Source organism: Pseudobutyrivibrio xylanivorans, assembly GCF_008935055.1.
Lineage (GTDB): Bacteria > Bacillota > Clostridia > Lachnospirales > Lachnospiraceae > Pseudobutyrivibrio > Pseudobutyrivibrio xylanivorans_A.
Window position 1 is genome coordinate 29,056 of the sequence record NZ_CP043030.1, and the last position, 24,461, is coordinate 53,516.

At 37.7% G+C, this 24,461-nt stretch carries 20 protein-coding genes; 12 read left to right on the top strand and 8 right to left on the bottom strand.

What is annotated here, in order from left to right:
• The first annotated feature begins 19 nt into the window (after positions 1-19).
• The gene (locus tag FXF36_RS15865; protein WP_151626045.1) at positions 20-376 is read left to right on the top strand and encodes an SdpI family protein; all 357 of its coding nucleotides are present in this window, start codon (positions 20-22) and stop codon (positions 374-376) included.
• A 46-nt stretch (positions 377-422) separates the two neighbouring features.
• Here the strand turns inward: FXF36_RS15865 and FXF36_RS15870 are convergent, their stop codons facing one another.
• Positions 423-1,619 carry an AraC family transcriptional regulator gene (locus FXF36_RS15870; protein ID WP_151626047.1) on the bottom strand — a complete coding sequence of 399 codons (1,197 nt, stop codon included), beginning with the start codon at positions 1,617-1,619 and terminating at the stop codon, positions 423-425.
• Between the two features lie 183 nt (positions 1,620-1,802).
• Between FXF36_RS15870 and FXF36_RS15875 the strand changes: the two genes are divergently transcribed.
• The 7 genes from FXF36_RS15875 (at position 1,803) to FXF36_RS15900 (ending at position 13,397) form a co-directional block, all read left to right on the top strand.
• On the top strand, positions 1,803-3,107 hold the full coding sequence (locus FXF36_RS15875; protein WP_151626049.1) for a glycoside hydrolase family 1 protein: 1,305 nt from the start codon (positions 1,803-1,805) through the stop codon (positions 3,105-3,107).
• 29 nt (positions 3,108-3,136) lie between these two features.
• Positions 3,137-4,561, top strand: a complete 1,425-nt coding sequence (locus tag FXF36_RS15880; protein WP_151626051.1) for an MFS transporter — start codon at positions 3,137-3,139, stop codon at positions 4,559-4,561.
• A gap of 54 nt (positions 4,562-4,615) precedes the next feature.
• Complete coding sequence (locus tag FXF36_RS15885; RefSeq protein WP_330583239.1) at positions 4,616-5,425, top strand: sugar phosphate isomerase/epimerase family protein; 810 nt, start codon at positions 4,616-4,618, stop codon at positions 5,423-5,425.
• Between the two features lie 32 nt (positions 5,426-5,457).
• A complete protein-coding gene (locus FXF36_RS15890) occupies positions 5,458-8,121 on the top strand; it encodes a family 78 glycoside hydrolase catalytic domain (protein ID WP_151626055.1) in 2,664 nt (887 codons plus the stop codon).
• A gap of 450 nt (positions 8,122-8,571) precedes the next feature.
• The gene (locus FXF36_RS15895) at positions 8,572-10,017 is read left to right on the top strand and encodes a DDE-type integrase/transposase/recombinase (RefSeq protein WP_151622149.1); all 1,446 of its coding nucleotides are present in this window, start codon (positions 8,572-8,574) and stop codon (positions 10,015-10,017) included.
• Positions 10,018-10,161, top strand: coding sequence for a hypothetical protein (locus tag FXF36_RS16435; RefSeq protein WP_155829907.1), 144 nt, complete (start codon positions 10,018-10,020; stop codon positions 10,159-10,161). It abuts the gene before it with no gap.
• Positions 10,162-11,411: 1,250 nt separating this feature from the next.
• On the top strand, positions 11,412-13,397 hold the full coding sequence (locus tag FXF36_RS15900; protein WP_167511448.1) for a carbon-nitrogen hydrolase family protein: 1,986 nt from the start codon (positions 11,412-11,414) through the stop codon (positions 13,395-13,397).
• A gap of 672 nt (positions 13,398-14,069) precedes the next feature.
• On the opposite strand, the gene FXF36_RS15905 is transcribed toward FXF36_RS15900, so the two are convergent.
• The 3 genes from FXF36_RS15905 to FXF36_RS15920 all read right to left on the bottom strand — a co-directional run bounded on the left by FXF36_RS15905 (position 14,070) and on the right by FXF36_RS15920 (position 15,617).
• A complete protein-coding gene (locus tag FXF36_RS15905) occupies positions 14,070-14,513 on the bottom strand; it encodes a GNAT family N-acetyltransferase (RefSeq protein WP_151626059.1) in 444 nt (147 codons plus the stop codon).
• A 191-nt stretch (positions 14,514-14,704) separates the two neighbouring features.
• Entirely contained in the window at positions 14,705-15,181 is a 477-nt protein-coding gene (locus FXF36_RS15915) for a GNAT family N-acetyltransferase (RefSeq protein ID WP_317617432.1), read from the bottom strand.
• A complete protein-coding gene (locus FXF36_RS15920; RefSeq protein ID WP_151626061.1) occupies positions 15,174-15,617 on the bottom strand; it encodes a MarR family winged helix-turn-helix transcriptional regulator in 444 nt (147 codons plus the stop codon). The genes FXF36_RS15915 and FXF36_RS15920 overlap by 8 nt, the downstream gene beginning before the upstream one ends.
• 2,153 nt (positions 15,618-17,770) lie before the next feature.
• Here FXF36_RS15920 and FXF36_RS15925 point away from each other — a divergent pair.
• Together FXF36_RS15925 and FXF36_RS15930 are read left to right on the top strand one after the other, a co-directional pair.
• On the top strand, positions 17,771-18,424 hold the full coding sequence (locus tag FXF36_RS15925) for an ABC transporter ATP-binding protein (RefSeq protein ID WP_420330104.1): 654 nt from the start codon (positions 17,771-17,773) through the stop codon (positions 18,422-18,424).
• Positions 18,425-18,430: 6 nt separating this feature from the next.
• On the top strand, positions 18,431-19,063 hold the full coding sequence (locus FXF36_RS15930; protein WP_167511449.1) for a hypothetical protein: 633 nt from the start codon (positions 18,431-18,433) through the stop codon (positions 19,061-19,063).
• Between the two features lie 75 nt (positions 19,064-19,138).
• Here the strand turns inward: FXF36_RS15930 and mobV are convergent, their stop codons facing one another.
• The 3 genes from mobV to FXF36_RS15945 form a co-directional block, all read right to left on the bottom strand.
• Complete coding sequence (gene mobV, locus FXF36_RS17045) at positions 19,139-20,404, bottom strand: MobV family relaxase (RefSeq protein WP_151626066.1); 1,266 nt, start codon at positions 20,402-20,404, stop codon at positions 19,139-19,141.
• 188 nt (positions 20,405-20,592) lie between these two features.
• Positions 20,593-20,898, bottom strand: coding sequence for a hypothetical protein (locus tag FXF36_RS15940; protein WP_151626068.1), 306 nt, complete (start codon positions 20,896-20,898; stop codon positions 20,593-20,595).
• Between the two features lie 19 nt (positions 20,899-20,917).
• Positions 20,918-21,139 carry a helix-turn-helix domain-containing protein gene (locus tag FXF36_RS15945; RefSeq protein WP_090531095.1) on the bottom strand — a complete coding sequence of 74 codons (222 nt, stop codon included), beginning with the start codon at positions 21,137-21,139 and terminating at the stop codon, positions 20,918-20,920.
• Between the two features lie 253 nt (positions 21,140-21,392).
• Here FXF36_RS15945 and FXF36_RS15950 point away from each other — a divergent pair, with 253 nt between their 5' ends.
• Positions 21,393-22,013: a helix-turn-helix domain-containing protein gene (locus FXF36_RS15950; RefSeq protein WP_151626070.1), complete on the top strand. Its 621-nt coding sequence runs from the start codon at positions 21,393-21,395 to the stop codon at positions 22,011-22,013.
• A gap of 74 nt (positions 22,014-22,087) precedes the next feature.
• Positions 22,088-23,377, top strand: a complete 1,290-nt coding sequence (locus FXF36_RS15955; RefSeq protein WP_151626072.1) for a tyrosine-type recombinase/integrase — start codon at positions 22,088-22,090, stop codon at positions 23,375-23,377.
• Positions 23,378-23,941: 564 nt separating this feature from the next.
• Here the strand turns inward: FXF36_RS15955 and FXF36_RS15960 are convergent.
• Positions 23,942-24,226, bottom strand: coding sequence for a DUF3784 domain-containing protein (locus FXF36_RS15960; RefSeq protein WP_243143626.1), 285 nt, complete (start codon positions 24,224-24,226; stop codon positions 23,942-23,944).
• Positions 24,227-24,461 lie beyond the last annotated feature (235 nt).

Here is a 24,461-nt window from a genome sequence, read left to right on the forward strand (position 1 = left end):
TTGCTTTGGAGGAGCTGTTATGTTTTTCTGGTGGTTTATGCTAATCAATGGATTGCTTATACCAGGCATTATGATTTTGTTTGGATGGCTTTTGTGGAAACATGGTCCAAAGGACATTAATTCTTTCTATGGATATAGGACTAAACGTTCTAGGAAAAATGTAGAGTCTTGGCAGTTTGCTCAAGAGTATTTTGGGCGATTGTGGTTTAAGCTTGGATTGATTTTGTTGCCAGCGTCTGTAATAGCTTATATTCCATTTATACATAGCAGCCAAGATGTACTTGGAACAGCAGGACTTATTATTATGGTTGTACAGATGGCTATAATACTTTGGCCAATCATACCTACAGAAATCAATTTGAAAAAGAATTTCTAGAGGAGAGGTTATTTTTATGTTTAAAAACATGGCATATTGCCTATCACTAGGCTTCCTTTCGATATTCCTTAGGTGTCTTTCCAGTCTGTTTTTTGAAAGCAGTTTGAAACCAGCTTTGTGATGAAAACGATAATATTTCTGAAATTGATGATAGTGATAGATCTGTGAAGCGAAGTAGAGCCTCTGCCTCGTGTATTTTTTCTTTAACAATAAAACTCTTTAGTGTCATGCCTGTTTCGGATTTAAATTTTCTGGATAAATGTTCTTCTGATAAATTCACTAATTCAGCAAGTTTCTTGACAGTTATCTGTTCTCTAAAATGATTTTGAACATATATTATTATAGTTCGAATATCACGACTTGTGTTGCCAGGTATATTAACATCTCTGACCAACCTTGCATAGGCAGCGGGAATGAACATTCTTGCTGATAATTGAATTAGGGACTCAACATCAGGCGAGGACTCTATCTGGTCACTAAAAGCCCTTCCTAAAGAGTCAGTAGAACGTAATGGCACGCCTGCAGATAGAGCTGCACGTTGGCTGAGAGAGTTCAAAACAATGAGTGAATTTTTAGCATATCGTAGACTTAATCTATTCATCGATTCCATAAATTGCTCTGGAATAACAAGGTTCTCAAGATTTTCAACCATGCCATGAGAAATATAAAATAGAATTCTGTCCTGAATATCTGTGTCAGTGTAGTCATGATCGTCAAAAGTAATCTCTGTTGTAATTGCATTAGTAACTTTCTCTAGCGCATTTATCTGAGTTAAGTTTGTTGAGTATTCGCTAATTGTTTTAATATCGTGTATTTCCACACCCAATAGGGATTCTATTAGAGATAAGGTAGCTTTAAATTGATGTAGGTCAGTCAATTTCATCGAAGCAAGTGTACTCGATATTGCTAAAGCAATCTCTTTTGAATAGCTGGAGCTTATCTGACCCGTAAAATGTTTCAGGGAAACAGAATTCATCTCGACAGTAGTGGCAGGCCCCAAGACGATTATCTGCTTATTTGAAAAATCTGGGATAAATCCCAATAGAAGCAGGGAATCTGTGACAAGACAACAAACTTGATTTGTAAAAGAACTAAAGTGTGTCCATTCAGGAATATCAGATAGTTTAAAAGCGCTATTAAAATTCTTATCAGGGATAAGTTTCTTACTTGTCCCATCTAAATCAAATACTGAGATTGGAACTCCATATATTTGATAAATCAATTCTAATTGTGAAAATAGCATTTCATATCAGCCTCCCATTGTAACTTTTTCATAAATTTGCGCAGTAGGAAATTGTGCAAAAAGGGAAAAATATAGTAAATATCATAAAACTATAATACACATCAAATTAATAAAATACAATATCTGTTCATCCCAATATAATGTGTTCACAACTTAACAGTTAACTAAGGAGGAAGAAGGAATATGTTTGAGAAGAGTTTTTTATTGGGGGCTGCCACAGCTGCACATCAGGTAGAAGGAAACAATATTTACAGTGATTATTGGGTTCAGGAGAATTTGGAGCACAGTATGTTTGATGAACCTTCTGGTTTGGCAGTAGATCATTATCATCATTTTGAAGAGGATATAAAGCTATTAAAGGATGCTGGACTGAATGCATATCGATTTTCAGTTGAGTGGGCAAGAATACAGCCAGAGGAGGGCAAATGGGATTCTACAGAAGTAGAGCATTACAAGGATGTCATTAAGTGCTGTGTAGAAAATGGAGTGGAACCGGTTATCACTCTAATGCACTTTACATCTCCTAAGTGGTTAATTCGTAAAGGCGGATGGGAGAATCCTGAGGTCATTGATGATTTTGCTGCATACTGCGGACGAATTGTTTCAGAATTGGGAGAAGGAATTCATTATGTTTGCACCATCAATGAAGCCAATATGCGTTATCAATTGGCTGGACTGATGAAAAGCATGATGGCTCGCATGAGTGCAAGTCGTTCTCTAGAAGAAAAACAGGCAGAAGAAGATTCGAAGGTTCAGGTTGGTATCAATTTGGATCAGAATCGTATGATGCAAGCTGCAATGGAAAGTGCACAGGCATTTGGATTTAAAGACCCAAGAGATGTTGCTGTATTTGTATCACAGTGCTCAGATGAAGGAGACCGAATTGTAATGAAAGCACACATGGCTGCGGTAAAAGCAATTCGAGAAGTAAGGCCTGATTTAAAGGTTGGAATTACATTATCATTGCATGACTTACAATCACTTGAAGAATCAAATAGTGCAGAATCAATTAAAGCAGTTGAAAGAGTATGGGATGAAGAATTACTTCATTATCTTCCAGCTATTGAAGGCGATGATTTCCTCGGCGTTCAATGTTATACGAGAAAATGCTTCGATGAGCATGGGGAGGAACGTTTACCTGATGGAGTTAAAACAACCCAGATGGGATATGAAAACTATCCTAAAGCAATTGGAAATGTAGTTCGAAAGGTGGCAAAGTCCTTCAAAGGAGATTTAATTGTTACGGAAAATGGAATTGCAACATCAGAAGATAAAGAGAGAGTAGAGTACATAAAAACTGCTACTGATGAGATTAAATCATGTATAGATGATGGATTATCAGTTAAAGGGTATTTTTATTGGTCATTACTAGACAATTTCGAATGGCAAAAGGGATTCAAGATGACCTTTGGACTTATTGGCGTTGATCGAAATGATATGAGCCGACATCCAAAGGAAAGCCTGAGATTTCTTGGAAGTCTACGCTAGATACAAAATGATAGTAAAAAGGAGCAAAAATGGAAAATCAGATTAATTACAGAAAAGCAAAGAACTGGCAAATTGCCTTATCACAAATGAATTCTGCAAACGCAATGTGTTTTTATATCTTAATGACTTACGTCAGTTATGTTGGAAATGCTGGGTATGGTATTGCAACTGCGATAATGGGCACTATTCTTACATTCAGTAGAATACTTGAGGGTGTTCTAAATCCTGTAATTGCAGTATTCGTGGATAAATTTAACACCAGATTTGGAAAGATTCGTATATTCCTTTTTGGCGGATGGCTGATTCAGGCTGCAGCGGTTTTATTGTTATTTATTTGGGGAAGTGGTAAAGGTCATGGAATTATACTTTTCGTAGTAATGTATGTCATTTATTTATTTGGATACGCCATGAATAATGTTGCAGGCCAAATAATGGGACCGGTAATGACAAATGATCCTGAGCAAAGACCAATGGTAGGGGTATGGGCAACTGTTTATAGTTACTTTGCGCCAATGATTATGACAATTTTAATCACAATGGTAATTCTTCCAAAGTATCAAAATACATATTCTGTTGAAATGCTTAGCACTTCATGCATTGTAACAGTGGCAATCTCTCTTGTGTTCATTATTCTGGCTTGCATAGGTGTATCTGAGACTGATTGTCCAGAAAATTTTGAAGATGTGGCTGCAACCAATAATGAAAAGGTTTCTTTTAAAGATATGGTTTCGCTTTTAGGCAAGAATAAAGCAATGCAAACCTACGTGATTTCAGCCTCTGCTGTAAAACTTGCAAATCAGGTTGGTAGTCAATCTATTGTATCAACAATGATGTTTGGAATACTGATCGGAAATATGCAGCTTTCCACATTAATCAGTGTAATTGCGATGCTTCCTTCAATCGTGTTCGCCATTATTGGAGGAAAGTATGCAGGTAAGCATGGAAGTAGAAAAGCTATTTCACTATGGTCATTTGTAAGTCTCATTGCAACAGTACTTATGGCTGTATTTTTACTGACAATTAATACGAGAACGATTACAGTTGCAGTACTTCCAACTATTGTATATTTCGTTTTAACTCTTGCTGTTAATGGAACAAAAATGGGTGTCACAGCAGCTACAACATCAATGAGTGCGGATGTAGTCGATTATGAGAAAGACCGTTCTGGAAAGTTTATTCCTGCTGTTGTCACAGCTACCTATTCTATGATGGACCGACTTGTATCGTCGTTAGCAACAGTGATTACCATGGGCTGTGTTGCTCTTATTGGTTATGAGACAACTATGCCACAGCCAAATGATCCTATGACTAATGGTATTAAGTATCTGACAGTGTTATTGCTTTATGGATTTCCAATAATAGGATGGATTATCTCAATTATATGCATGAAAATAAGCCCTCTTTCAAAGGAAAAGATGGCTGAGATTCAGGCAAAAGGCCAGAAGAAACAATAGAGAGTGAGGTAGTAGAGGGTGATTCGAGGAATACAACAGTTTCAGCTTCGAACAGTGATAGGCAATCAAAAAAAGGCACAAGACACATTGGGTAGATTGAGAGCGTCTGGCTATCAGGGGATTGAATTATGTTCATACATGATTCACCCCATGCCATTTATCATAAGAGCCTTGACTCGTCTGGCAGGGATGCCTATGGGAAAAAGTGGCAAGCTGAACTGGAAAGAATTGATAGATGAGTCCGGTCTTAAAGTTATTAGCTTACACTCTGACTTGGGTAGCGTATTGAAAAGAACAGAGGAAGTGGCAAAAGAGGCTCATCTTTACGGAACAAAATATGTGGTTATTACAGGCATGCATCACTTTGATTATACCGATGAGAAGGCAGTTTATGACCTGGCAAATAATTTGAATGAAGCAGGAAAATTGCTAAAGAACGAAGGACTAAGTCTTTTATATCACAACCACAATTGCGAGTTCAGAAGATTAAAAAGTGGAAAGATGGCCTATGAAGTTTTGATTGAAGAGACCAATCCGGAATATGTGAATTTTGAATTTGATTCATATTGGGCTGCTGATATTGGAGTGAATCCTGAATACTGGATGGGTAAACTTGGGCAGCGAATGAAACTTTGGCATATCAATGATAGAGGCTCAAAACAGACGGGACCACTTTCATCAATCTTAAAAACTGATAGTTGTGAGCTTGGAAAGGGAAGTATGGATTTACAAGGATTGCTTGAAATTGCAAAAAAGAATGAAGTAGAAGCGGTTGTTCTTGAAAGCCATAGAAATTGGGAACAGAAGTCACCAATAATTTCTGCTGAAATTAGTTCTCAGTTTCTAAAAGAGTATGTGAATTAAAACACCCAATGAGCGAGAGGTAACAGGAATAGATGAAAGCAATAAATTGTAAAACCGAGTACCGGAATAACCCTATAGGAATAGATGCACAGGATTTATATGTTTCATGGCAGTGTCAGGAAGGTATTATGCAGAGCGCATACCAAATAGTTGTAAAAAAGGGTAGTGAGATAATACTTGATACTGGCAAGGTAGAATCCAAGAAAATGCATGCTATTATTGCACCAGAGCATAGGTCAAGAGATAACATGTCATGGACTATCCGTTTATGGGATCAGGACGATTGCTCAGGTGAATGGGCAGATGGAGGCACCTTTGAATATGGCCTGCTTAACAGTGATGACTGGTATGCTAAATGGATTGAGCCAAGTGAGGAAATTGGGTATCAATTTGATATAGGTACTCCAGATTATATGAACTCTACGGCTTTAAAAGCATGGAACGAGAAAAAGCATAAAAAAAAGGAAGTGTTTCTTCCTCATAAGCCAGCATCAGTTTTTAGAAAAAAATTCTGCCTGGATTCAATGGAGAAAATAGAGACTGCAAGAGTATATGCCAGTGCTTGTGGACTCTATGAAATATATATAAATGGGCAAAAAATAACTGATTATGTGCTTACACCAGGAACAGCCAATTATAAATTCGAAATACCATATCAAACATATGACATTTCAAACTATGTTAAGACTGGAGAAAATGAAATACATATTATCTTAGGTGATGGTTGGTATCGTAGTACATCAGGTGTAGATGGTGACAGAAATTTATTTGGCGAAAAAACGGCAGTAATATGCCAGCTAGAGATTAACGGGAAAGCCATTGTGTCAACTGATAACACATGGCAAGCATCACAAAATGGCCCTCTTAGACAGAATGATATGCAACATGGCGAGGTATATGATGCCAGAATGGAGGACTTGTCAGATGATGAGATGGCTTGGCATGAAGTGAAGGAAGTACCTATTGGGTATGAGCTTTTGAAAGCAATGGATACTGTGCCTATACTAAGAATGGAGAGGTTTGATGCAACAATCATTAAAACTCCAAAAGGAGATACAGTTCTTGATTTTGGTCAAAACCTAGCGGGACAGATTGAGCTTATAATTCCAAATGGAGCGGCAGGAGAAAAAATACGCCTGATTCATGGTGAGACATTAGACCAAAATGGAGAGTTTACACAGGAAAACTTTCAAGATAGAAAACGTCATAAAGAAGGTGGAACCTACCAGACTATTGATTATACAATGAAAGCTGGGTATAACCATTATCATGCAAACTTTACCATCATGGGATTTCGTTATGTAAAAGTAGAGACAAATGCCGATTTATCAAAAGCAGTATTCTATGCCCATGCGGTGTATTCTCAGATGATGGATACTCTTTCATTGACTACATCAAATACAGCGCTAAATCAGTTGGTAAAAAATGCAATGTGGAGTCAGAAAGGAAACTTTTGTGATATTCCAACAGACTGCCCAACAAGAGAACGTGCTGGTTGGACTGGCGATGCTGGTATATTTGCATATACAGGACTGCGTTTGATGGAATCAGTTCCTGTATTGAAAAAATGGTTAAGACAGTGTAGGTATACACAGCTTTCTGATGGAAGAGTAATGAACATTGCACCTCCTAACAATAAACCTGGATTTTTTGCCAAGCTATTGGCTGGATCCGTTGCGTGGGGAGACGCTATTATAATTGTGCCTTGGGAAATATATCAATTGACCGGGGATAAGCGTGTTCTCAGTGAAAATTATAGCATGATGTGCAACTGGTATTCATTTTTGAAGAAAGAGGCGCGTAAGAAAAAGCTTTTTAACAAGTCTCATTCGAAAAAGAATAGAAATTATGTAATCGAAAAGGGGATGAATTATGGCGAGTGGTGTGAGCCAGGCCGAAGCGCAGCTGAAAGCATGAAGGATGGTAACTATGATGTTGCTAATGCCTATTTTGCATATTCCGGAATGCTTATGTCAAAGATTGCCAAAATTTTAGATAGACCTGAAGCTGAAGTCAATGAGTTAATTCGCGTGTCTGAGAAAGCCAGACAAGGCTATATTGAAGTTTATACAGAAAATGGATTGATTACTACAGAACGCCAATGTCAATTAGTACGACCACTGGCTTTTGGGCTTTTACCCGAAGAGGCCGACAAGCTTGCGGCAAAACAGTTAGCTGTGATGGTAAAAAGAGAAAATGGAAAGCTAAATACAGGATTTCTAACCACACCTGAAATATGCAGGCAGCTGGCGAAAAGAGGATATATAAAAGAGGCATATCAATTGCTATTGAATCCACAAATGCCAGGATGGTTATATGAGGTAAATCAAGGTGCCACAACCCTTTGGGAAAACTGGGATGGAATTCAGCCGGGAAAGGAACCAAAAGCATCTCTTAATCACTATTCTTATGGAGCTGTTGTAGGCTGGATTATGGATGGTGTATGTGGAATACACTATTGTGATGGTGAGCTGATAATACAACCTGAAATATATATAGGTGATGATGCAAATGGACTTACTTCTGCAAAAGCAACGTATGATTCACCAGCAGGAAAAATAGAAATGGGATGGGATTATATTAACGAAAAAGTTCATATTCATCTATTTATTCCTGTAGGACTTGAAGCAAAATTAATCCTTCCAAATGGAACGCAGCAACGGGTTTTAGCCGGTGAGTATAACTATATGTGCTGAAAAATATGAATTATCAGAGGACTCTCTTTTTGGGAGTCCTTTTTTAGAATATAGATTAGCCCTGGAATAGGGGTGTATTATTTTACCATTGTCTAGCAGCTTCGCAGGTCTGCCCCCCTCCACAGACCAGGTGCTTCGCTTACTCAGTCTTTCCTTCCCCCGTATCCCCTTTCCTCAGGAACTAGGAATGAAGTTATTATCTGGGCTTTGGCACTTAAAGGATATGACTTGTTACGGCTAAAAATAAATATATGGCAGTACTTTGACAGCAAACTTTTTTGTCTTTCATAGAGTTCTGCCTACTGTGCGTTTGGTAGTGTCAAATTCACTACCCATTTTTAGTTCTAAAACCTTGATTTATCGGGAGTTCAAAATAAAAAGAGCATTGACCTCCCTTTTTGGTATAATGTCAACGACCAAATCAACATCTCCGAAAAGGACTCAATGCTCATGAACATTATACTTTATTTACTTGAAATCATCCACCAACTCTATCAACAGAATTGCTGGCTTATTAACTTCATCTGCAGATATATACCGCTCAAACAGTGGGCTTTCGATGACTCACATTCTCCCAAATATCAAAAGTTCAAAGTGGATGAACTTCCTAAGATTGTCTATTATCATCAGGACTGGGACTGGAAGGACCTTAACAACTACTATACTCAGCGCTATGGCAAACCCGTTAAACCAATCAAAAGACGTTCAGAATGCGATATCCCGGAGGAATGTTCTTGTCCATCATGTCATGCACCACAGCCATATCTCTACAAGAACAATGGTAAAGCTGGACAGCTCATGTGTAAGATCTGCCAGACTACTTTTACGCCTGAGGACAATCGCTTTGATAAACAGTTATCTTTAAAATGTCCTCACTGCCAGCATACTCTTGTACGTATAAAAGACCGTAAGCACTTCGCCATCCATAAGTGTGTTAATCCCAAATGTCCTTACTATCTCAGCAACCTTAAAAAAGTCGATAAAGAGGATCTATCCGAAGAGAATGGCAAGTATAAATACAAGCTTCACTACATCTATCGCGAATTCTCGATAGATTTTTTTAAGATGGATCTGAACTCTCTTCCAAAGAATGCATCCTCACTTAAATTCAGCAAGCACAACGCCCACATCATGTCCCTGTGCCTTACGTTCCATGTCAATCTCGGACTGTCTTTGAGAAAAACAAGACAGGCATTATCTGATTTGTATGGGATATCTATATCTCATCAGCAGGTTGCTAACTACTGTAAGACAGCTGCCATCTGTATAAAACCTTTTGTTGACAATTACCCTTATGAGAAAGGCAATGTCTTTGCTGCGGATGAAACGTACATAAAGGTGCGCGGCATCAAAGGTTATGTCTGGCTTATTCTGAATGCTGCTACCAGAGCCATCATCGGTTATCAGGTATCTGACAACCGTGGCGTAGGTCCATGCATCCTTGCAATGAGAATGGCATTCAAAGGTATGTCTGAGCTTCCCAAAAATTTCAAGTTTATCGCTGATGGGTATAGTGCGTATCCGCTTGCAGCCCAACAGTTCTTTAGGCAGTTCGGTGACAGATTCAAGTTTGAGATCACACAGGTCATCGGTCTCCAGAACAACGATGAAGTGTCCAAAGAATACCGCCCTTTTAAACAGATGATTGAGCGTCTTAACCGCACCTATAAGGCATCTTATCGAATCACTAATGGGTTTGATAACTACGATGGCGCTAACTATGATCTGACTTTGTGGGTTGCCTACTATAACTTCCTGAGGCCTCATAAGTTCAATGACTTCAAACCACCAGTAGTTGATGACATACTATCCAAAGCTGAGAACATGCCTGCCAAGTGGCAGCTCATGATTTACTTTGGTCAGCAAAAAATCATGGAACTTCAGGCAGCCAGCTGATTGTTCTTAGATTCTGAGCCTGAGGTAATAACCCAGCCACCGCTTCAGCGGCTTGCCCTTGATGGCACAAAAAATAACTGCTACACTGCTGAAATCGACGGAGAAAATCTAATTGTTCTTGAGTTCTTCGCCGTCGGTGATTAACCTACAGCAGTTATTTTTTGTGCTGTCAAGGGTGGCGTCAGGTTACCACAACCTACATATCTACATTTTCAAGGTTCAATCTGAGCCTATTTTTTTGACCCAGTTTTTTCATAGATCATTTGACACTATCGTGCGTTTTTGCAGTTGTACTAGATAAATGTTTTAACTGGTTTCAAAGTCAAGTACCAATTTTTGACAGTTTGGAACTTGTAAAACGAAAAAGTGGAACTTTTTTCAGCCAGATGAAAAAAAATTAATAAAAATCGGAACGCTAAAAACATATATATGTTAATAAAAAATGGAACTTTGTGAAGACAGGTGCAGTAAAATCAGGGCCTGGAGTGTTCGATAATATTTACGCTTTATATACAAACATAATATTAATTGTCTGTGAATAAAATCGCCTTATTAGCCAAATCGAATCTTCTTTGAACAATAAAATAGACTGCAACAAACTAAGCGTGTTTCAATAGGCACGCAAAATAGACTAGATATAGTACCTAGCCCAAAATAGTGGAAGTAGCGAAGTGCTCTCGGGAATGCGATATACTTGGCAACATTCCATTTAACGTCTTAAAATGGTTGATTTTATTGGTAGTACTTAGAAAAGCTCATTCATCTATCAGTCAAATTAATAGGGGTGCCGTTATTTACAGCCATTGCGGTACTTGTTAGTTTTCTTGGGGCATGAATTAGTAAGAAAATACTTAGAACAGGAGATGAAATCTCAAGCCGTATTGTTCGGATTAAATATTATTGGGTATTGTTAATCGTACTTATAGTTGTACCAATTCTTTTTTATTCTTTAATAGTTTATCTATCTGATTATTTTTTTCTTATGATAGCTTGGGGGATGCATTAGGTGTAGCTATCTTGGTTTTGGCAATGGGGTTTTCAATTTTTTTATGATTACCCCATATATTCAGACAATCATTGTCCTCATTCTAAGAAAGATAATTCACAAATAGTTTAAAATAATTGATTATAAAACTAAGTGCAAGAATAATTTTTTAATTATCTATAGAAACATCAATTTGTAGAAAAAAAGATAAAAAATAGGGATATATTTGTAATTTATTTACATTGTATAAAAATTAATTATATATAAAATATTTGACAAGCAATTAGGAATTGCCCAAACGAATTAATTTAAATATATTTAGCGCGTTAATTATATACTAGTTTATTTGAGGACAAAGAGGTTTTCACAAATGTGAGAACCTCTTTTTGTTTCTAAAAGGAGAATGCCTATGAAAAAGAATATATTTAAGTCATTTGTGGCAACCGTTACAGGTGTTTCGCTTTTTTTACCTTGTCAAACAGTTTTTGCTGCGCCTATTAAGCAGGAGCCGGTTGTTAGTGTAGTTAACTTTGACCCAGTATATGGAAATAAAGAGCTTAATAAGCAGAAGATGAAAGAAATAATTGAAAATGCATATTCAAGCAATACAGATATCATTGTATTTCCAGAGATGGCATTAACAGGTTATGCGTCTAGTGAGGATAGCATGCCAGCATCACTTGCTGAAACTAAAGATGGTGAAAGTGCTAAGTATTTTTATTCTCTTGCTTCAAAATATGATATGTACATAGTTTATGGAGCACCTGAAGTTGTTGAAGGTGATCCCGCTCACGCCTACGATTCTGCATTTGTAGTATCTCCTGATGGTTTCGTTGATTCATATCAAAAGCAGATAATTACAGATGAGAAGGGATGGTGTATTCCTGGAAATCACCCAGTGACTTTTTCAACACCATTTGGAAAAGTTGGTCTTAGTTTAGGAGACGATACTTTTGATTTAATTACACAGGATAGAATGTATTCAAAAGATGGTTGCTTTATGATAGCAAGTCCTACTGCATTGGAGGCTGAAAAATATACAGATAACTATAAGTATGAGGGATTTGTAAGTAACCCATATTCAGATAGATATATATACTTGGGGTGGGATGATTTAAATAGAAACCGTGTTTTAAATGCTAGTTACCTTTCAGGTTTATATATTGCTACAGCTAATTTGATTGGTAAGGAAGGCGCTAAAGACGAATTATTATTTGCAGGTGGTTCTAATATCACAGGTGAAAATGATCCTGATATAAGCTCTGAAGTATGGTCTATCTGGAAAACAACAATTGAACAGGGTGCTGATTACGTAGACTATATTATGCATACATACGCAGGCAGCTTTGACGGTAATGAAACTTTAAATACCTCTGCTATTAATCCAGAGTTTGCAAGTCATGGTCTTGTTGATATGGACATTTATCAGCCTAATTTATATACTAAATGGTTTAAAGATATAGCTGAAAAGAAGGTTAAGGCACGCAAAGCAAGAAAGAAAAATGGTCCTGTTGTTGCTGTAGTAAATATGAGTCCAGCGTATGCTAACTGTGACGCTAATTTAAAGACTATGCTCGACTATATGAAAGAGGCAGCTTCACAGAAGGTAAACATTCTTGTATTCCCAGAAATGTCACTTGGTGATTATGTATCAACTTCAGATCCAGAATCAATTGGCTGGAAGACAGTTATTGATACTGCTCAGACAATAGATGGTACTTATGCAAAGACTATTGCTGCAAAAGCAAAAGAATATGGTATGTATGTAATCTATGGAACACCTGAAGTTAATGCTAACGATCCAATGCATCCATTCAACTCTGCCTTTGTAGCTACTCCAAAAGGCAATACAATGTCATATCAGAAGGTACAGCCAGTTGAAGGAGATTGGGCAACTAAAGGTATTGAACCATTAATTATAGATACTCCATGGGGCGGTCTTGGTATTGCAATTTGTATGGATGTATACGCATATCCAGAAATGGCTCAGTACTATGCAGCTGCAGGATGTACAATGTACGCAAACCCTACTGCATCAGGTGGTTATGCAGGAAGTAACTTTATTTACAACACCACATTATCTACTATCACAGCAAGAGATGGTCTAGCAGTATTAAGTTCTGACCTTGTAAACACTAGTGGTTATGAGGATAGTAGCTTATATCCTGGTAAATCTACAATTATTGATCAGAATGGTGTTAGTCCTGTTTATTTATCAGGCGAGTCAATGTTGGAAGAAAAGATGTATGTAGCAAAATTAGATTTAACAGATAATGTTAACTCTACAGATAAGTATTTTAACTCAGCTATGATATCAGAATGTATGAGTAAATTGAGTTCTGGAGAAACTATTTATGATGGAAATGGCAGAGTATATGTTGGCATTGTAGAATAGTCTTTAGAACAGGATAATCATATTTCAAAAATAACCAACGAACTGAAGAATAGCTTATATCCTTCAATTCGTTGGTTTTTAATTTTATGGGTTTTAAACTAAAACCGTAATGTTAGTATAGCCTTTAATTTGTGCAATGGTACAGCTGGCGAACTTAACTAGATTAATCTTAGTTTTTTAGTTTCTAGCATTGAAATCTTTGAAGTGGTGTTTATTGTCTTAATAAATTTATAGATTTACGAGTAGTGACAGAGTTAACGCAACTTTGTTTATTTTATTAATTGATAAAGTTATGTCAAAACCCACAATATGGAGTGGCGTGTCCATGTGCGATCACAACATATAGCTAAGCTATCGGAAAAATAGAAATATCTATCGGTTAAATATTAATTTTTCCGAGAAGTGCAAGCAAACGCGAAAATATATACAATAAATACGATTACCGCGTAACTTTTTTTAGTAAATGCAAATTTCTTAAACTTAATGCAAGTTTCTACAGATAAATGCAAATTTATATTACTGTTGCATTTAGTACTGGAAATATTAGGCATAATTTAAGGAGCTAAACCAGCTCCTTATAATATGTTTATTTAGTTAGGCAAACTTGAATATAGACTGGAATTTTTATCACTGCATATTTATTGGGTTCTGTACATTTGATTATATTAAGCCCTATAATACTATTCTCATAGATACCGTTCCATTTTCACAGCCTAATTCCTCAAACTCCATACGCTTATATAATTCATAGGCTGTTTTCATTACTTCTGGTTTAGTAGTAAATGTCAGTTGGCCATACCCAAGCATTCGCGACTTTTCTATCATGGAATTAAGTAGAACTCTTGCATACCCTTTCCCACGATACTCTGGTTTAATAAACAATCGTTTTCCTTCGCAGGTTGTGACATCTACTTTTTTTATAGCTATACAGCCTACAGGTTTACCATTTTCATAACCAACGAGAATTGCTCCACCCTTGTAAAAATTATTTAAATCGGCCAATTCTTTATCAAAAGAAACAAAGCATCCCTCGGCACCTTTTATCTGAGAATACTCAATGAATAATGCTTTTGCCACCTCAATATCATTACATTCTTTTACATCAAAAGTTCCCAATTCTTGTTATCTCCTTCTAATTAATTTTCTGCATAATAACTTCCACTTAATTTAATCTACAAATTTGAATTTTCATAAATAGAATTCCCCACTGTCTCTGAAGCTTGATATTTACTTATTTTTTATAGTCCAGTTTCCAACCGGCAAACTGTACAAGCTGCGCATCGGTTCTATGATAATATCTCTCGTTCTTATGAAGCTCTATACTCCATCAGGGTTGTATTCTGCCATTCTCCAAATCTGTCCTTCGCGATTCTTTCTCTATATCCTATTTCTCTAAAACCACACTTCTTATGTAATGCTATGCTAGCCCTGTTAATAGAGATTATTGCCGAATATATACTCCAATATCCTGCTTTTTCTGACCCCTTAATCAACTCATTTACAAGAGCAGTTCCAACGCCGTGTCCCCTGTACTTTTGATCCACATAAATGCTCATTTCAACGCAGCCCTTATAAACGCATCTGCTTGATGTGGGACTGATTGCAACCCAGCCGATTACCTTTCCTTCGTCCTCATAAACAAATCTGCAATCCCTAATATGTCCCTTATCCCATTCTTCGAAACTAGGACACTCTGTATTAAAGGTTGCTGTACCACCTTCCATTCCCTGCTTGTAAATCTCTGATACTCTTTCCCAATCACTATCCATCATCTGTCTAATCACAACATTTGTCCTCCACTTTATCGCATGCTTCGTTATATAGTTTTAAAGCCTCAAGAACCTGATCTTGCTTATCCTTCGGGATTCTTGAGAACACATCTTTAAACTTCTCATACATGTCATTCTCAATCTTATTAAAACGAGCCTCTCCCTCTTTTGTCAGAGTAAGCACAACACATCTACGATCTGTTTTAGAGGGTTCTCGAATGACAAAACCTTTTTGTACAAGTTCCTCAACAGCCCTACTTACCGCACTTTTATCAAGTTTCAGTATCCTCGCCAATTCTTTTACGCAAATACCCGGGCTACGTCCAATCTCAACTACAAGAAAGCACTGAGAAGTAGTAACTGAGCATTGGCAACAATCCGTAGTGTTCAAATTATCAAGATTACGCTCCAGTTCTCTGGTATATTCTCGAAAAACTTTTACTTTATCCATAGTCGAACCTCCTTTTAAATATGAATGATAATTGCAATAGTTGTTCTTGTCAACTATTTCTTTATATAAATTTAGACTAGTACTATCTGGACGTCCACAGAGGTACTGGTTTATATAACGTTCAATAATTAATTAGGGTGACAAACTTGAATTGACTACCTAATTAAAGCTTTAATCACCATATTTCCAAAACTTGTTTAATAGAATTATACTTATGCTGTTCTGCATATGTCTTGGAGCGGTTGCAATGATGACTACTGTAACAGCAATAAAGGCCCTGAATAATTGGTTTGCAGAACTTAATGCAATATATAGATTCTACCCAGGCATTTAGCATTAAGTTCTGGAAAGCTTGTGTTAAATGCCTTTTGGGCGTGCCCAAATATTAGAAAACAAGGCTCTTAGATACTATTTTTCTGTTCCTGTCAACTAAAAAAGGCTACCACATTTTTTGCAGTAACCTTTGTAAAATCAGGGTATATAGGATTTTTTGCATTTACCTCTGGAAGTGACGATAAATACGATTACGATTACGACGCGTAACTTTTTTTAGTAAATGCAAATTTCTTAAACTTAATACAAGTTTCTACAGGTAAAAGCAATACATATAGTACTGTTGCATTTAGTTCTAAAAATTATAGGCATAATTAAAGGAGCTAAACCAGCTCCTTATAATATTTTTATTTAGTTAAACAAATTTGAATTGGGAATGAACCATTCCCAAGGGCTTTATAACTCATTACTACTTTTTATTTCATCATCCGCAAGCCCTTGTAAATACTAAATTTGCAGATGTTTTACTTTCCCTTATGATTTCCCTTGTGTTATATCGTCCCATAGTACTTTACAAGTGTTGATAAGGGAAAAAACAAGGGAAAGATTACACTGTAATACAATATAACACCTAACGGGCTATCGGATTGTTGAAATGTAATACTTTAATAAAACCTGAATTAATGGTTCCATCCGCAATCTTTATAAAAAAAGACTCTGTATAAATCTTTTTCTCAGCTATATTTATACGTTCCCGATTCTACACCTCGTGTATGCGGAAAAACAAGATCATCAAATCTCGATGAACCAATAATTCTACTGTTTATATACATGATTCTACCCATAGTATACATAATTCTACGGACTATTGCTTGCATAAATACTTCAAAAAAGGCATTATGAAATTAATATATGACTAAAATGAAATTAGGAGTAATAGATGGTTAAGCTTATTAAATCTGAGCTGTTCTTGTTAAGAAAATCTTTTTACAAGCGCTTCATAATTGCATATATCATATTCTATCTTGCTTATATCGTATACTTTTGGTTATTTGGGCGTATTTTTGCTGAATTAGCTATTGAAAGTGCAAATGGACTTGATTTTTTTATTTCTATGCCGCACTATCTGGAGTACGCATGGATATGGCTTCCAATCCTAGCAATACACTTCCTTACTGATAGAAATACAAACAGTTCATTTCAAACTCTTATCGCATATAACAGGGCACAAGTATTTTTTTCGAAGGTTATTTCTTACTATCTGTTATGTGTTCCACTCCTTATTATACGTGCTTTTGTATTTCCGCTAGAATGGGCATTTTTATTCAAGAGAGGAATTGGTATAACCTCCGGAGAATCGCTCCAGACAGTCAGGTACATCAGATTCTTTGGTGTTGCGGTGAATGAGTTTTCATTACCATTGTCTGAACTTATTTTGAAAGCGATCTTTTATCATGTTTTTTCTTTTACGTTAATGGCCGCTATCATATTCGCGTGTACAGTGTTTTCGAAAAACAAAATTAAAACCGCGATGTCGTGCGTTGCGTCGACATTTGTTGTTAGAGAAATTATCTGTATAATGGTCACTTCCAATAATCAGTCCGCACAAGATAAGAAAACAGGAATGGTATATTACAATGTTTATCCCAAAAATTTTTATCTTATGAATTGGTTGAAGTTAGGAATTCTTGGCGTATTGACATTATTGATACTCGTTCTGTTTTTTTATCTAATGTACCATATCTATTCAAGGAAAGATATGAACTGATTAAGCGACAAAGGAGACAATAGCGATGTCTGAACATATCATTATAATTAAAAACCTTATAAAACAGTATGGGAAAGGTTCTAATGGCAAAGAGATCATCAAGGGACTAAATATGCAGCTGGCCAGAGGCGATATTTTCGGTCTTGTTGGCAGAAACGGAGCAGGAAAGACTACTCTATTAAAATGCATTACCGGAATAGTTCTTCCAAACAGTGGAAGCATAGAACTGTTTGGAGAAAGCAATCCTAAAAAGTTGCATATCAGTAGAGCAAAGATTGGCGGAATCATTGAGAGGCCACCGATTGATGAGGAATTATCCGCATGGGATAACTTGAAACTTTATGCTATACGTATGGGACTAAGTAATGAGCGCATAAGAGAGGTTTTAGAGACTGTAGACCTGACACGTCATGGGGATGCAGCATTAAAAAAAGAACGAGTAAAAACATTTTCACTAGGAATGAAACAACGCCTAGGGATAGCAATAGCTCTTCTTGGAAAGCCTGAGCTTATGATCCTTGATGAGCCATTGAACGGACTTGATCCTGAAGGGATTATGTGGTTTAGAAAGATGGTGCTTGATTTAAATAAGCAGGGTGTGTCCTTTATTATTTCAAGCCATCTGCTTAGGGAACTTGATGAAGTGGCAACCTGCTATGGAATAATGAGTGGTGGACAGATTATCGGAAATGTAACTGCTGATAAACTTCACAAATCCGGCGAAACCTTTGAAGATTATTATAAAAGAATTGTTGGAATCAATTGATAGCTTATGGAAAGATTGATAAGGGCAAATTTGTACAAGTTAATAAAGCGGCGTGAGACGTATTTTTTGCTAATTCTAATATGCGTGGAAAGTGCTGTATCAGCATCAATTCCCAAAAAAGGGTACGCTATGTTTATCGAAAGATGCAATATTCCGATTGCGCTTGATTTGGCACTGGCATTCCTTGCAGTAATCATATTTGCAGAAAACTATGCAAATGGGACATGGTACGGTGAATTTTTGAATGGCTATTCCAGAAAAAACATTATTATTTCAAAGTTAGTCGTCTATGGTATTATTTCTTTATTGGTCGCCTTATTGGCTGTAGGTATCCCATTTAGTATCTCATCATGTATAAATGGTGGTGGTTATCCAAGCAATTGGCATGCTATTTTGTCTGTCTTTTTCTCAAAATACCTGTTTATCATTTCTGTTATGACTTTGACTGCAATACTCTTAAGAAAGAGGATAATTACCCTCGCAGTTGGAACAGGAATATGTTTTTTTATAACGAAGATTTCTGAATACTTGCTAGAGCCAATAATTCCTAATATAGTCATCTCATTTACTTATATTTTGTTTTCATTTATTTTTATTATGTTATCTATAGGTATTTTTAGCTTTCAAGAAGTGCAATGATTTATGGACTTTTTTAGAAACGATACAAACACAAGTAGAAACGATTTTCGATAAAGTCCAGGTAACCACGCGGTTTTATCGGGATATATCGTTCCTCTTTTGTACCGGTTTTCTTTCCTCATTTTGCCGTCTTGCTTCTTCCTGCGCTTCGGCAAGTTTTGCCCTAATCGATACCCTTGTCTGTTCCGCATGTCCGGCGATCTTTCTCGCTATATCCTTCGTCTTTTCTATCACTGATGTCAGTTTCCTCATTACTTTTTTCAAGACCGGAAGTGTCTTTTCGGGATTCGGTATCTCCACAAAGACTTTTCCAGTGCTTGATTTAACAGGATGCTCCAGTGCTTTTGCGAACCCTGTTATACTGTCATAATCATCTTTATCTGCTCCCAGGTCTGTCAGTCCGTCCTTAAGTTCCTTCATTACCGGGAGTTCCTTTTTCTCTAATTCTTCAAGCCATTTTTTCGTATCTTCTTCCGCAATCAGCTTTGCTTCCTGTATATTAACGATCTCGCTTTGTACCTGCCGTACCTGCTCATTCGCATCAATCACGGACTGATTTGCTGCTTCTTTTATCTCTTCTGCATGCTTTGTTGCATCTAGCGCTTCCTCTAAGGCACTCTTTGCTTTAAGCTCTGCTATGGTACGGTTACCACCAATGGTTGTACCGTTAAGTACCGGGAACAGTCCCTTCTGAGAGTGTTGATCCATGTATTCCTGCAGTACCCTGTGGAACACATTCATCTCAGTCATATTCATAAGTTCTTTGGCGCAGACCTTAACCCTTGGTTCCTTGTCAGGATGCTTTTCGTTCCACTTTTTATCATCTACTATAGGGATGAAGAGAAAGTGCATATGGGGAGTTGTTTCGTCCATATGGACGTATGCCGAGATCACATTCTGTTCCCCGTATCTTTCAGACAGGAACTTGTAGGATAGTTCAAAGAACTGTTTTATCTGTTCATCTGTGTATGTTATTTCTTTCAGTTTCGGTGCCGTTTCTGTAGTAACCGTTCCGTCTCTGTGATGAACTTCCTTTTCTTCATAGATGATGTTTCCGTTTTCATCCTCCATGGGAGCATGTGTAGGAAGTGTTACACACCAGCTTCCGTAAACAACCACATCCGCACGGTTCATACATTTCACATTCGGGTCAGAAAGTCTCGCTTCAAGTCGTTCCCTTTGTTCCCCTCCATCGGGACACATATTGTAGTTTAAGTGCGTTCTTGTTGGATCAATACGCTGATTCCCGAAGGTTATATATTGTCCGTTCTCATCCTTTTTTCTTTCACAATGGGCAAATAATCCGTAATCACCTCTTGTAAATTTTTCAAAATTAGCCATGGTCACCACCTTTCAGAATCCAAAATCTTTTTTGGTATAGGCAAGCTATACCAAAATGAGATTTTGGTAGCTTGCTCAGGGCGCTGCCCCGAGACCCTGTAGGAGCCAAACATAAGGCGTTTGGCTCAGTTAAAGCCCCGCCGGATGGTGAATAATCTTCGCCTCGGTACATCCTGTACCTTACTCGTTTATTCATCATGGTCGACATCCCTGTCTCTCGGTACAAGCTGTTCCGAAGAAGATACATCCCTCTTCGATACAGCTTGCACCTTTCCGGCAGTGCTTTCCCTGCTCGATGCCGCAGTATCGGCAAATTCGTTTGCCATTCTGCTAAAGTACGCATCGAGCTTCTTAAGATCAGGTTCATCTCCGAAATACTTCCTTACGAGATCGGCAATCTTACGATTGTCCTTCTCTAAGGAACGTTCGTATCGTTCCCTGATCTTATCCAGATCCTTCTTTAGTTCCCTTGTTGATTTTTCTGCTCTTGGCATTTTCTGTTCCTCTCTTTCTTTAGTAGTTGTACACTGCTTTTACTTCACTCTGATTGCGCAGGTCGTTCCCTTCGTTTAGTTCCATGAAGGTCTCAATAGTATCCGCCCTGATAAGAAGTTTCCGCCCGACTTTCAGTACCGGAAGCTTCTTCCATTCGATCAGCTTGCGGAGTGTATTTCTCCCGATACCGGTACACTCTGCAGCTTCATCGATGGAATATGCCATCTTTGATTCACGCATTTTTCACTCCTCCTTTCCATTTGCATTATGCAATTCTTTCTAAGCAGAATATATCGCAGGTTTTAAAATCTGTCAAGCACTCTGCAAATCCATATCGCTTTATCAAATTGCATATTGCATTTCTCTTTGTTATGTGATACAGTACAGATGTACCCACCGGAAAGGGATTTTCGGTCAGGAATAATATGATTTTGATAACAGAAAAAAGTAATGATAAGCGGTACACTTACACCGAAAGAGGAGGCGTAAGCAAATGAAAGATAAAGATTTACGCAAGATGATAGGAAGCAGAATCAAGCAGAGACGTACAGAGCTTAACCTTCATCAGAAATACATAGCAGAAAAGATGGATGTAAACACATCCACCATTCAAAGATATGAAGCAGGTACTATCGACAACACCAAGAAACTCATCCTTGAGGGACTTGCTGATGCTCTTCACGTATCAGTGGAATGGCTCAAAGGTGAAACCGATGAGTACGAAACGGACATCACAGATAAGCGTGATCTCCAAATCCGCGATCTTATGGGAAGACTATCTGTAAGCGATAAAGAAGAACTGTCAGATGAACAGTTCGCATTCTCAAAAGACCTACTCATATACATACTCTCGGAGTATGAACTGTTCCTTGATTCTTTTAAATTCGGATGTACGAATTATAAGAATGATAAACAAAATAAAGATATTGCCAAGGCAATGGGAATTGATTCCGTAAAGGAATACAATGAGATCATGTTCCTTAGAGAAGTGACTCATTCCATCAATGCCTATAACGATATCGCGGATGTGATAAGACTCTACTCAAAGAGCCCTGAGAAGGCATCGGAAAGACTTGCCAACCTCATGGCTGACTTTGGTAGCGACGAAGAATAAATCACATTCAGATATCTTATAGTAAAAAGCATTTCAACAGTTCCGATTGCCCGTGAATGAAAGGAGCACAGTTTATGGCAAAAGGATCTGTAAGAAAAAAAGGAAAAAAGTGGTACTACCGCTTCTATGTTGAGGATGCAAGCGGAAATCTGGTACAGAAGGAGTTTACCGGTACCGAAAGCAAGAGTGAAACGGAAAAGCTCTTAAGACAGGCAATGGAAGACTATGAAGAAAAGAAGTTCATTGCAAAAGCAGAAAACACCACTCTCGGTGATTTGCTCGACGTTTGGGCTGAGGAAGACTTAAAGACCGGTTCACTAAGCAACGGCACTGTAGAAAACTATCTCCAGACTATTCAGAGGATCAAAAAGCATCCGATCAGTAAGCGGAAGCTCAAAACCATCACATCGGATCACCTGCAAAAGTTCATGGATCTGCTGGTGTTCGGAGGGACCGAAGGCGATTTTACATCAAACGGCTTTTCCAAAAACTATATGAGATCATACTCCGCAGTGCTACACGGAGCTTTCCGGTTCGCGGTATTTCCAAAGCAGCTCATAACCTTTAATCCAATGGACTATGTGGTAATACACAGTAACGTGACCGATGCAGAACTGTTCGCAGAGGACGATGAATCACAGGAGACTACTAAGCCTCTTACCCCGGAAGAATATCAGAAACTAATTGATTTCTTGGGAAAAAGAAGCAAAGATGCCATCCTTCCAGTTCAGATAGCATACTTCACCGGACTCCGCATCGGAGAAGTGGCTGGGCTTACCTGGCAGGACATCAATCTTGATGAACAGTACCTCACAGTCCGCAGGAGCATCCGTTACAACGGAGCAAGACACACCACCGAGATTGGGCCTACCAAGCGTGGCAAGGTTCGAATCGTGGATTTCGGAGATACTCTCACTGAAATCTTAAGAAAGGCCAAGAAAGAACAGCACAAAAACAGACTCCGTTACGGCACACTGTATCATCACAACTACTACCGCGAAGTCAAAGAAAAGAACCGCATCCACTATGAATTTTACCACTTAAGTGGGGAGGATATGGTTCCTCCCGATTATCAGGAAATCGACTTCGTATGTAAGCGTGAAGATGGAAGCCTCGAAATACCTGCTACCATCTCAGATGCCTGCAGATCAGCTTCCAAACATGTACCTGAACTGGAAGGCTTTCACTTCCACATGCTCCGCCACACATACACAACAAATATGCTGACGAACGGAGCCATGCCGAAGGATGTGCAGGAAATGCTCGGTCACTCGGATGTAAGTACCACAATGAACATATACGCCCACGGTTCAAGAGAATCCAAGAAAAGCAGTGCAAAACTCTTGGATAAAGTAGTCGGATAAAAAAGTTTCCCTTGTATCTACCTCATAAGGGCAAAAACAAGGGAAAACCGCAATCCGATCACTATATAAAGGCTCACAAGCCTTGTAAATAAGGGAAAGTTAGCAAATCAGTTAGACAAATTGGAATTTGTTAATCTTACTGCCTTCAATTATACAGAATCCACATCCAGCAAGGAATACACAATTCAAAAGTGATATTTTTCTACTCCCGAGCAGTACTAACTTCATTTTTCTTTCTAGCACTGCCCATTTCTCTTCTCCCGAGCAGTGCTGCATTCATTTTTGCTTCTAGCACTGCCCATCTCTCTTCTTCCGAGCAGTGCTGCATTCATTTTTGCTTCTAGCACTGCTCATCCCTCTTCTCCAGGGCAGTACTACAAGCATTCTCTTCTCTAGCACTGCCTGCCCCCACAAAACTCTTCATAAAAAAGCAGCTATCTTGCGATAACTGCTATGTAACGTTCAGTATTCAATTAGAAAGAGATCGACAAATTTGAAGTTAATATAGCAATTTATTTCAGCAGATACTTATCAAATGTCTTATGAGGATCCATGTGAGTATCCTTAAAAAAAAAAGCCCCAAATGATAAACGTAGGAATAGCCATATAAGGCGATATAATAAAAGAAAGCACCGTACCTATGAGCATTAATGCAGACCAAATCAAACACTGATTTCTTATATCTCTAGAAATAGCTGCTCTGTCATACATTTCCTGTTCTTTATCTGTAAAGGAATTAAATCCAGCAACAAATTTAGTTGCCCTTTCTTTGAATAATCCAAACAACAGTCCTACTGTTGCAAATGGTATAACCAGTACTCCGCACATCCAAGCTCCTAGATTCATCATATTCCTCCCTTATAAACTGCGATTGATAATGTCTTTATTTTAGTTGATTAGAGAGCTAAGTAAAAGTTTTAATTACCATATTTCTCATTTTTGTTTCATATATACATATTAAACAATCTGCATATAGAAAAAGGTTACTGTTTTCAGCAACCTCAGTATAGTGCTCCTATCAAATAAAATATGTTTCCTACTGAATCGGGTGCAGAAATTCTTAAATCAGTCGTGATGTTTGACA